Annotated in this window: 9 protein-coding genes; 2 read left to right on the top strand and 7 right to left on the bottom strand. The window is 52.9% G+C overall.

The features are described 5' to 3' along the window. The coding region (locus AC1DUO_RS18790) for an IS110 family RNA-guided transposase (RefSeq protein WP_477988279.1) at nucleotides 1-550 on the top strand (550 nt) is incomplete at its 5' end. A 281-nt stretch (nucleotides 551-831) separates the two neighbouring features. Here the strand turns inward: AC1DUO_RS18790 and AC1DUO_RS18785 are convergent. From AC1DUO_RS18785 to AC1DUO_RS18775, 3 genes are read right to left on the bottom strand one after another with little or no spacing between them, the layout of a single operon-like run. Next, a complete protein-coding gene (locus AC1DUO_RS18785; protein WP_013573830.1) occupies nucleotides 832-1,995 on the bottom strand; it encodes an ABC transporter permease in 1,164 nt (387 codons plus the stop codon). Continuing rightward, nucleotides 1,992-3,164 carry an ABC transporter permease gene (locus AC1DUO_RS18780; protein ID WP_119261170.1) on the bottom strand — a complete coding sequence of 391 codons (1,173 nt, stop codon included), beginning with the start codon at nucleotides 3,162-3,164 and terminating at the stop codon, nucleotides 1,992-1,994. Before AC1DUO_RS18780 ends, AC1DUO_RS18785 begins: the two co-directional genes overlap by 4 nt. Then, nucleotides 3,161-4,135, bottom strand: a complete 975-nt coding sequence (locus AC1DUO_RS18775; protein WP_119261169.1) for an HlyD family secretion protein — start codon at nucleotides 4,133-4,135, stop codon at nucleotides 3,161-3,163. The genes AC1DUO_RS18780 and AC1DUO_RS18775 overlap by 4 nt, the downstream gene beginning before the upstream one ends. Before the next feature lie 217 nt (nucleotides 4,136-4,352). On the opposite strand from AC1DUO_RS18775, the gene AC1DUO_RS18770 reads away from it, so the two are divergent. Beyond that, on the top strand, nucleotides 4,353-5,378 hold the full coding sequence (locus AC1DUO_RS18770; protein ID WP_013573827.1) for a luciferase-like monooxygenase: 1,026 nt from the start codon (nucleotides 4,353-4,355) through the stop codon (nucleotides 5,376-5,378). Between the two features lie 86 nt (nucleotides 5,379-5,464). On the opposite strand, the gene AC1DUO_RS18765 is transcribed toward AC1DUO_RS18770, so the two are convergent. The 4 genes from AC1DUO_RS18765 to pnp form a co-directional block, all read right to left on the bottom strand. Beyond that, nucleotides 5,465-7,387, bottom strand: coding sequence for a DEAD/DEAH family ATP-dependent RNA helicase (locus AC1DUO_RS18765; protein ID WP_119261168.1), 1,923 nt, complete (start codon nucleotides 7,385-7,387; stop codon nucleotides 5,465-5,467). Continuing rightward, entirely contained in the window at nucleotides 7,377-7,451 is a 75-nt protein-coding gene (gene yrbN / locus AC1DUO_RS18760) for a protein YrbN (RefSeq protein ID WP_223499600.1), read from the bottom strand. Before yrbN ends, AC1DUO_RS18765 begins: the two co-directional genes overlap by 11 nt. 120 nt (nucleotides 7,452-7,571) lie before the next feature. Continuing rightward, complete coding sequence (nlpI, locus tag AC1DUO_RS18755; protein WP_014333708.1) at nucleotides 7,572-8,456, bottom strand: lipoprotein NlpI; 885 nt, start codon at nucleotides 8,454-8,456, stop codon at nucleotides 7,572-7,574. A gap of 129 nt (nucleotides 8,457-8,585) precedes the next feature. Beyond that, nucleotides 8,586-10,709 (bottom strand): polyribonucleotide nucleotidyltransferase, encoded by a 2,124-nt coding sequence (gene pnp, locus AC1DUO_RS18750; RefSeq protein ID WP_013573824.1) that lies wholly within the window; start codon nucleotides 10,707-10,709, stop codon nucleotides 8,586-8,588. Between the last annotated feature and the right edge of the window lie 58 nt (nucleotides 10,710-10,767).

Below are 10,767 nucleotides of genomic sequence, written 5' to 3'. Positions count from 1 at the left end.
GCGCGGCAYCGCGGTTATCAGGCGTCTTGCYGCGGTGCTTGAAGAGCACGAACTGCCGCCTTATTTAGCGCGATTACTTATGCGTCTCCATCAGCATTAYGCCTACCTCACTGAACAGATTGAAGAACTCGAACAAGAGTTAAAAACCCACATGGCGGATGACGATACCGCRCAGCGCTTGCTGACTATCCCCGGCGTTGGACTTATCACGGCAAGCCTTTTAGCCACGAAGCTTGGCGATGGAAAAAGTTATGCCAGCAGCAGGGACTTTGCTGCATCGACGGGGTTAGTCCCACGTCAGTACAGCACTGGCGGWAAAAGTACGCTAATGGGCATCAGTAAGCGCGGGGATAAAAATCTGCGACGTCTTCTGGTGCAATGCGCTCGCGCTTTTATGCAACGACTTGAACACAATCAGGGGCGGCTGGCTGACTGGGTGAAGGCCCAGCTCTCGCGGCATCACTCGAACGTAGTGGCCTGCGGGTTAGCCAACAAACTGGCCCGAATAGCCTGGTCGGTGACAACCCATCGTACAGCTTTTATCCAATAAAAAGAGCCAACAGGGACGAACTGTTAGCTCTTAGGCGTTACGCAGTGACTTTCTGGTTTTGCGACGACTGATTATTGATGACATGAACGGCACAGCGACCTGCGGATGAACCTGACATAAAAAATGGCTCTTTGAAGCCGTCCGCTTTTTAAGGTTCTGCAGGCGCGGACTTCATCGTGGCGCGGGCAACGTAAGGTTGCCCATCAGACGCCGTATAGATTTAAGCAAGCCCATTATAAATCAAAATCAACGTTGCAAAAAAGGGGGTGACCATAGATTTTTTATGCGCGGGGATGCTTCGGCCGGAACATCGCGCGCAGCCGGACACCATCGCGCAGCATGCCCACGGCAATGCCGATGAATGTGTAAAACACGCAGAGGATCAGCAGCATCATAATGTCACCGCCGACATCCTTAAACGGCAATCCCATCTGATTCACACCGGCAATCGCTTTAGTCGCCCACGTTGAAGGGAGCATCGAAGAAATGGCCCGAACCCACGCTGGCATCGCCTGCAACGGCCAGATGGTACCGGAAATATAGAACACCGGCGTGGTCAGGAAGGCCAGCGTCAGGTAAATCAGCTCCACGCTGCGCAGGCATTCCGTCACCAGTTTTCCTAAGCCCAGAACCGCCAGCAGGAACGGGAAGGTCAGCAGCAAAATTTCAGGAATGGTGGCCGTTTGCCGGTAACCCAATACCCACGGCCACAGCACAAACAATACGATCGACAGAAACAGCCAGACCGGGATCAGCGCCGAAATCCCCCCCAGAAAAGCCGGGATCGAAGGTTTCCCGGCAGGCCCGCTATTGAGCACAATACTGACACGCACGCTGGCGATCAGCAGCGAGTGCTGCAATAACATCACCAGCAAGCCGGGGAAAATAATCGCGGCAAAACTGATGCCAGGGTTAAACACATCAAGCGACTGGCCGAGGATCGGGGAAAGCACCACGCTGGCCTGACGCTCACTGAAACCGTTACTGAGCAGCAAATCCGTATTGTACTGCGTGAGGATCGACTGATACGCCGCGAGCACATCCTGCTGGATTTGCCCGTTTGCCAGCCGGTTAGTCGCATCGCCATACACCGGGATCACGATGTTTTGTCCGGCGAGGATCTTCTTCTCCAGATCGACCGGCATGATGATCACCGCGAACAGTTTTCGCAGCGCCAGATCGTGTTCCGCTTCCGCCAGATTGTCATAAGCGACAGTGGCAATTTTCGATCCCGCATCAAGCTGACGGGCCAGCATGCGACTGGCGGTGCTGTGATCCTGGTCGATCACCGCGACGGGCAAATCCCACACCGTACGGTTGGCATACACCAGACTCATCACGCACAGTGAAAGCAGCAACATCATCCACATCGGTTTATCGAGCAAACCGGTGAGCACTTTACCGAAGGTTTTCCACCAGGTTTTAACCCATTCGCGACCGGTCATTGTCCTGGCTCCTGTTGTTTCATCCGCATATACAGGCGTTTACGTACCAGCAAACTGGTCAGCAGCGGATAGATCAGCAGGATGCAGCACACCATCAGGATGCCGCGCACCGACACTTCGCGCAGGAAAACGTCAAACATGGCGGCCAGTGCGTAACTCAGGGGTTCGATGCCGGAGATAATACGGGCGGGCAGTGGCATCGACAGTACCGGTACCGCCATTCCCGAGAATGTCAGCGCGATACTGACGAAAATCCCCATCATGGTGTAAGCCGTGATCGTGGTTTTGGTGAAGGTGAAAAGCAGCAATCCAAGGCTTTGTGCGGCGATCACATAGAAAAAACCGATCAGCAGCATATATAAGGGATTACCGCTGACACGTGCGTCAAAGAACCCGACCAGCATAGCGATTTCCACCATCAGCAAAGTGGTGAAACACAACGTATACGGTGCGAGTTTACCGAGCAATGCCAGAGTGAAAGAAGGCGCGCTGAGTAAGGCCTGACTGCGCGCCATCACGTAGATCATGCAGGTTACTGTAAACAATTGCAGCAGGTGAATGGTCGCGGCAAATTGCTGGTAATAGATGTAGCTGCCGCTGGCGTTAAACAAGCTGCCATAAGAGACATCGACGCTTGCCAGCGACGGCAGCGTTTTGCCCATTTCTGTCGCAATGATTGAACGGTAACGGGTGTTAAGTTCGGTGATCAGTCCGCTGAAATCCTGAGTGGAGTACAGTCCGGCACCATAGAATAAAGCGTTGTAATAGAGCACCGCGCTGGGCTGTTTTCCAGCCAGCACGTCGGCTTCAAAGTCGTTGGGAATATACAAAAGCGCGTAATCCTGCGCGGTACGCAGACGGTATTCCGCTTCCGGTAAGCCGCCCCCGAAAGCCTGCACGTGCGCATGGGAACCGGCGTCCAGTTTACGGATCAGCGTTTTGGACAGCGGGCTGTGATCGTTGTCGACCACAGAAACCGGTAAATCCAGCAAAGTGCCTTCCGAAAAGTTGCTGCTGATGAGCCCGAAAAGCAGCAAAGGGAAAATCCAGCACAACCAGTGAATCACCGGCTTGCGGAAAGCGTGCCGGGTCTCGCGGGTAAAAGCCCGATTGAAACAGCGCCATGCGGCTTTTACCCTTTCACTGCGCGGCGCTTTGACCGGTCTCACTTAGCTTTCCATTGCCACAACGCGCTCATGCCCTGTCGTAATCCGGGCACCGGTTTCGCAGGGTACAGACGCACTTCAAAGGTTTTTAAATCAAAGTCGCCGGTCGCACGCGTGGCACGTTTGGTCGCATAATCGCCGAGCGGCGCAATGTAGCGCACTTCAGCTTCGATCATCTGGTTATTCAGCGCCGGAACGCGCATCTGGACTTTATCGCCTTTACGCACGCCCGCCAGAATATCTTCCCGCAGGTTAAACACGAAATACGCATCAGGCAGACGGACTAACGTCAGTAACGGACTCGAGGCATTTTGCAGCTCGCCGACTTCCACGGGAACTGGCCCGACTTCACCATCAACCGGTGCTTTAACCTGCAAATCATCGGTTTGCGCTTTCACTTCCAGCAGATCTTCTTCCGCCTGACGCAACTGGGCGGCATAGCTTTCACGTTGCTCAACGCGGTCGCCGTTGACGCCTTCATCCAGATTAGCTTTGGCGACTAATACCTGCTGATAAGCACTGTCGCGGGCACGGCGGGAATCTTCTAAATCAGAAGCAGAAATAAAGCCTTTAGTCGCCACTTTGGCATTACGGTTATAAAGATCACGTGCATTAATGTATTCCGCCTGCGACTGCGCCAGCGTGGCTTTCAGGTTACGGATACTTTCTTCACGGGTGCCGTTAATGGAAAGATCAAGCTGGGCTTTTGCCTGATCGCGCGCCGCTTCGGCCGCGCGCAACTGCGCCATCAGCTCGGGGCTGTCGAGGGTGATCAATAGCTGCCCGGCTTTGACATCGTCGCCGCGTTCCACATGGCGTTCTATGACGCGGCCCTTAGCTTTCGACGCCACAATCACTTCCGGCGCGTCAACTTCGCCCTGTAACAAGAGATCCTGATTGTGCGCCCGAAACAGCACCGCCAGAGAAACCGCAACGGCGACCAGCAGGAGGGTCAATAAAATTCGTTTACTCATCGGTGCGACACCCTTTTTGTTTGCCCGTTTTTAACACAAAACAACATATTGGCTGAAATGATAGTTTAAGTTATTTCAATCTGATTTTAGGATGTTTAAACGGCATTTAAGAGCACAAATGCCGTATTCAATACGTCAGCATTGGGTAATACTCGTTCTAATTATGAGCGGAGTGAATACTTTCTCCCCTCACCTCCATTAAGAGTGAGCTGCGATTATGTCTGATAAAAACACCGTTCCCCTTTCCGTTCTCGATCTGGCACCGGTTCCGCAAGGCGCGGATCCTGCCCGCGCATTCCAGTGTTCACTGGATCTGGCACAGCATGCCGAGAAATGGGGCTACCAGCGTTACTGGATGGCAGAGCACCACAATATGACCGGCATCGCCAGTGCGGCAACCTCTGTGCTGCTGGGGTATATCGCGGGTGGGACGAAAACGATTCGTGTGGGTTCCGGCGGCGTGATGCTACCAAACCACTCACCGCTGGTGATTGCAGAACAGTTCGGTACGCTCGCCACGCTCTATCCGAACCGTGTGGATCTGGGGCTGGGCCGTGCGCCGGGTACCGATCAGCGCACCATGATTGCCCTGCGCCGCCATCTTTCCGGTGAAATCGATAACTTCCCGCAGGATGTGCAGGAATTGCAGATGTACTTCGGTGATGTTCAGCCTCAGCAGCCGGTTCAGGCCGTGCCCGGCCAGGGTTTGCATGTGCCGATCTGGTTACTCGGCTCCAGCCTGTACAGCGCTCAACTGGCGGCGGCCCTCGGCCTGCCATTTGCCTTCGCCTCACATTTCGCACCAGACATGCTGTATCAGGCGTTAGCGATTTACCGCAGCAAGTTCCAGCCTTCCGCGCAGCTTGAGAAACCGCACGCAATGGTCTGTATCAATGCCATTGCTGCCGATACGGATGAAGAAGCGCGCCGGATGTTCACCTCTAATCAGCAGCAGTTCATCAATTTGCGTCGCGGCATGCCGGGCAAACTGCCTGCGCCGGTCGATAACATCGAAAGCTTATGGTCCGCTCAGGAACGTTTTGGCGTGGATAATGCGCTGCGTATGTCGGTAGTCGGCAACAAAGAAACGGTGCGTCAGGGTTTGCAAAATATTCTGCGTGAAACCGAAGCCGATGAACTGATGATCAACGGCCAGATTTTTGATCATCAGGCACGCCTGCATTCATTCGAGATTGTTTCACAGCTTCAAGGTGAACTGGTTAAAGCGCAGCGTATTGGCTAACCGGCCCCGTAAATTGCAGACGAAAAAAAACCAGCCTGATGAAGGCTGGTTTTTTATTATCTGAGGATCAGCGAACTGAAATCAGATTATGCGTCAGAAGTACGACGTGGTGCGCGGCTTGGCGGACGACGGTCACCTGCGGCTGAAGCGCCTTCACGACGGTCACCACTGAAAGTACGTGGAGCACCAGTACCACGGGCACCTTCACGACGTTCACCGTTGAACGGACGCGGAGCACCGTTACCACGACGCTCACCGCCAGCACCGGCCGGACGATCACGACGTGGAGCCTGTGGCACCGCATCACCGATCAACTGCATGTTCATCGGTTTATTCAGGATACGTGTACGGGTGAAGTGAGACAGGATCTCGCCCGGCATACCTTTCGGCAATTCGATAGTAGAGTGCGTACCGAACAGCTTGATGTTACCGATGTAACGGCTGCTGATGTCGCCTTCGTTAGCGATAGCGCCAACGATGTGACGAACTTCAACGCCATCGTCACGACCCACTTCGATGCGATACAGTTCCATTTCGCCAGCGTCACGACGCTCACGACGTGGGCTGTCGCCATCACGTACAGGACGATCATTGCTACGTACCGGACGGTCACGACGATCGCCACGATCACCGCGGTCACCACGTTCTTCGAATTCACGACGTGGTGGACGGCTTTTGAAGACCGGATCCGCTGCAACGATCAAAGGACGTTCGCCCTGTGCCATTTTCAACAGTGCCGCCGCCAGTGTTTCAACGTCCAGCTCTTCTGCAGGTTGCAGTTTCGCCAGCAGCGCACGGTATTGATCCAGATCGCTGCTTTCCAGTTGTTGCTGAACTTTCGCTGCAAACTTAGCCAGACGACGTTCGCCCAGAACTTCTGCAGTTGGGATTTCAACTTCTGGAATGGTCAGCTTCATGGTGCGTTCAATGTTACGCAGCAAACGACGTTCACGGTTCTCAACGAACAGCAGTGCGCGACCCGCACGGCCAGCACGACCGGTACGACCGATACGGTGAACGTAAGATTCTGAGTCCATCGGGATGTCGTAGTTAACAACCAGGCTGATACGTTCTACATCGAGACCACGTGCTGCCACGTCGGTTGCGATCAAAATGTCCAGACGGCCATCTTTCAGACGTTCCAGAGTCTGCTCGCGCAGTGCCTGATTCATGTCACCGTTCAGTGCAGCACTGCTGTAGCCACTGCGTTCCAGCGCTTCAGCCACTTCCAGCGTTGCGTTTTTGGTACGAACGAAGATGATCGCCGCATCAAAATCTTCTGCTTCCAGGAAACGCACCAGCGCTTCGTTTTTGCGCAGACCGTAGACAGACCAGTAGCTCTGGCTGATGTCAGGACGCGTGGTTACGCTTGACTGGATACGCACTTCCTGAGGATCTTTCATGAAGCGACGGGTAATGCGACGGATAGCTTCTGGCATAGTTGCAGAGAACAACGCGGTCTGATGTTCAGCCGGGATCTGCGCCATGATAGTTTCGACGTCTTCGATGAAGCCCATACGCAGCATTTCATCAGCTTCGTCCAGCACCAGGCCACTCAGGTTAGAGAGGTTCAGGGTGCCGCGTTTCAGGTGGTCCAGCAGGCGGCCCGGTGTACCCACAACAACTTGTGGTCCCTGACGCAGTGCGCGCAACTGGACGTCATAGCGCTGGCCGCCATAAAGGGCAACCACATTCACGCCATGCATGTGTTTAGAGAAATCAGTCATTGCTTCAGCAACCTGAACCGCCAGTTCGCGGGTAGGTGCCAGAACAAGAATTTGTGGTGCTTTCAGTGAAGCATCAATATTGTGCAGCAGCGGTAAAGAGAATGCGGCTGTTTTACCGGAACCTGTCTGAGCCATACCCAGAACGTCGCGGCCACTTAACAGGTGAGGAATACACTCAGCCTGGATTGGTGAAGGTTTTTCGTAGCCCAAATCAGTAAGGGCAGAAATGATCGGAGCAGACAGCCCCAGGTCAGCAAAAGAGGTTTCAAGCTCAGTAGTCATGTACACGTGCCTCATTAATAATGGCAGCCAGTCTACATAACTCGTCGAGAAAATTTTCAGTCATTTTCATTGAAAAGTGTGAACCGGCTCAAATTAGATTATAAAACGAACAAAGCAACCCTCGCCCGTTAAGGCGCTTAAAAATGGTAAATACCATGATTAAAAGGCTGATTGGTGTCGTCAGCTATTGCTGGTCCGATTCTGATAGGTCGTCTTGCTCATGGCCCAAAAGCGCCAATTCCAACAATGCATAGCGGTGCTCAACAAAGTTATGGACATTGTTAGCTACCGTCAGTTTGAACAGTGCCGCGGCGCTGTTCTTGTCCCCCAGACTTAGGTAATGTTTACCTAAATAGAAGTCAGTTTCACTGAGATGCTCAGCGAGCGAAGTGTTATCCGTTGCTTCTGCCTTGAGGCGTTCCATCAGCGTAGATTCGCTGATTTTGCCCAGGTAGAATTCGACGATATTCCATCCCCATTGCCCTCTGTCCGCTTTGTCATAACGCTGTTGAAGCGCTACGTCGGCATTCTTTGGATTGATTTCTCGCTCCGCAAGATAAAGCCATAACGAACGGAAGGGATCATTTGGATCGTCTCGATAAAACGCCTGCAGATCATCCTGCGCTAACGAGAATCGGCCACCGTAATACAGGGCGATACCTCGGTTCAAACGCGCGTAGTTGTAAGTTGGATCAAGCTCTAGTACAGAATCAAACGCTTCATAGGCAGCATCGAAATTGCCTGCCTGCGTTAGGTAAATCCCCAGGTAGTTAAAAACTTCTGGCATATCAGGACGAATAGACAGCGCTTGTGAAAAATCATTTCGCGCCAGTGCTCTTAGCCCGAGACTATCATACAGCACACCGCGCTCATATAATAGCTGTGCTCTCTCATCATCGGTTAATGACCGACTGGCAAGTATTTGTTCCATGCGTGCCAGGATGACTTCCTGCTGCAACGTTGGCTGCAACGGAATCGCCAGAACTTCATTTTTACGCCAATCATGGTTGCTGCATCCTGCCAACATAAGTGCTGTCGCAACATAACACCAGCGCAAGAAAGGCTTCATTTCTACTCCCGGAGACAAACATTGGATGAACATCCTGTCATCCGCTTGCTTAACACAAACGCGTCCTGCGTCCGTGAGACGAACAGCTCCTTCCCAAATGGAAAGGAGCTGTAAAACTTCTGTTACAGATTATTCTGCTGCAGGTTGCTCAGTTGTTTCGTCCTGAGAAGGTGCGGTAGCTTCTTTGATGCTCAGACGCACACGACCCTGACGGTCAACTTCGAGAACTTTAACCGGAACTTCCTGGCCCATCTGCAGGTAATCAGTCACTTTCTCTACACGCTTGTCAGCGATTTGAGAAATATGCACCAGACCTTCTTTACCGCCGCCGATGGCAACAAATGCGCCAAAGTCTACGATACGGGTCACTTTACCCTGATAGATACGGCCAACTTCGATTTCAGCAGTGATCTCTTCGATACGACGAATAGCGTATTTCGCTTTCTCGCCGTCGGTGGCTGCGATTTTCACAGTACCGTCATCTTCGATTTCGATCGTGGTGCCGGTTTCTTCGGTCAGCGCACGAATCACAGAACCACCTTTACCGATCACGTCCTTGATTTTGTCCGGGCTGATCTTGATGGTGTGGATACGCGGAGCAAACTGAGAGATATCGCCACGTGGAATGCTGATAGCTTGTTCCATCACGCCCAGAATGTGCAGACGTGCACCCTTAGCCTGATTCAGAGCCACCTGCATGATTTCGCGGGTGATACCTTCGATTTTAATGTCCATTTGCAGCGCGGTGATACCATCGCGGCTACCGGCCACTTTAAAGTCCATGTCGCCCAGATGATCTTCGTCACCCAGAATGTCGGACAGAACGATAAAGCTTTCGCCTTCTTTAACCAGACCCATTGCGATACCCGCAACAGCGGCTTTAATCGGAACACCTGCGTCCATCAGGGCCAGAGATGCGCCACAAACAGAAGCCATTGAAGATGAACCGTTGGATTCAGTGATTTCAGAAACCACACGTACGGTGTACGGGAAGTCTTCTGGTTTTGGCATCATCGCCAGCACGCCACGCTTAGCAAGACGGCCATGGCCAATCTCACGACGTTTTGGCGAACCCACCATCCCAGTTTCACCTACTGAGTACGGAGGGAAGTTGTAATGGAACAGGAAGCTGTCAGTTTTTTCGCCCATCAGCTCATCCAGGTTCTGTGCATCACGCGCAGTACCCAGAGTGGCAGTGACCAGCGCCTGAGTTTCGCCACGGGTGAACAAAGCAGAACCGTGAGTACGTGGCAGAACGCCAGTGCGCACGTCCAGACCACGGATCATGTCTTTTTCGCGACCATCAATACGCGGCTCGCCACGCAGCACACGGCTACGAACCACATTCTTCTCGATGCTGCCCAGAATGTCAGAGATTTCACCAGCGTCCAGGGATTCGTCTTCAGCCTGCAGAGCCTGAACAACGTCAGCTTTGATCACATTAATCTGGTTGTAACGTTCTTGTTTCTCGGTGATCAGGTACGCATCACCCAGACGGGATTCAGACAAGGCAGCGACGCGAGCGTGCAGCTCTGCGTTAACCGCTTCTGGCTGCCAGTCCCATTTCGGCTTACCAACTTCAGCAACCAGTGAGTTGATGTTGTCGATAACGATTTGTTGTTGTTCGTGGCCGAATACCACTGCGCCCAGCATCTGATCTTCGCTCAGCACTTCAGCTTCAGACTCAACCATCAGAACCGCGCCCTGAGTACCGGCAACAACCAGGTCCAGACGGCTTGTTTTCAGCTCATCTGCGGTTGGGTTCAGAACATACTGATCGTTGATGTAACCAACGCGTGCAGCACCGATCGGGCCATTGAATGGAATACCAGACAGGCTCAGGGCAGCAGACGCACCGATCATCGCAACGATGTCAGGGTTAACTTGTGGGTTCAGAGAAACTACCGTCGCGATAACCTGAACTTCATTCAGGAAAGAGTCCGGGAATAGCGGGCGAATCGGGCGGTCAATCAGACGTGAAGTCAGTGTTTCGCCTTCACTTGGACGGCCTTCGCGACGGAAGAAGCTACCCGGGATACGACCAGCAGCGTAAGTACGCTCCTGATAGTTAACAGTCAGCGGGAAGAAGCTCTGACCTGGTTTAGCTTTTTTCTGGCCAACAACGGTAACGAATACCGCGGTGTCGTCCATGCTAACCATAACAGCGGCAGTTGCCTGACGAGCCATCATGCCAGTTTCCAGCGTAACGGTGTGCTGGCCGTATTGGAATTTACGAATAGTCGGATTAAGCAATGTAATGTCCTTTTGTATGACGCGCAGCTGTTATGACAGCAGTTCACGCCGATAAATA

The sequence above is a fragment of the Rahnella sp. P4_A8 genome, from assembly GCF_056402435.1.
This window is presented reverse-complemented; position numbering and strand designations above follow the sequence as displayed.